Consider the following 279-nt stretch of genomic DNA (forward strand, 5'->3'; position numbering starts at 1 on the left):
CTGACGGTGCCGCCCTTCTCCAGGCGCGCGATCTCGCTCTTGGCGGTGTTGATGGGGATCGCGAAGCCGATCCCGACGCTGCCGCCGCCGCTGGAGGCGGTCTCGATCTGGGAGTTGATGCCGATGACCTGGCCGGCGGCGTTCAGGAGCGGGCCGCCCGAGTTGCCGGGGTTGATCGGCGCGTCGGTCTGGATGACGTTGTAGATCGTGAAGCCGTTCGGCTCTTCGAGGTGGCGCTGAAGGGCGGAGTCGACGCCCGTCGTGAGCGTGCGCTGGAGG

Annotated in this window: 1 protein-coding gene; it reads right to left on the reverse strand. The window is 68.8% G+C overall.

The window, feature by feature from the left end:
- On the reverse strand, positions 1 to 279 hold a 279-nt coding region (locus tag MJ643_RS30675), incomplete at both ends, for a trypsin-like peptidase domain-containing protein (protein ID WP_247727308.1).

It is taken from the genome of Pseudomonas sp. PNPG3 (assembly GCF_023093815.1).
Taxonomy (GTDB): Bacteria; Pseudomonadota; Gammaproteobacteria; order Pseudomonadales; family Pseudomonadaceae; genus Aquipseudomonas; species Aquipseudomonas asiatica.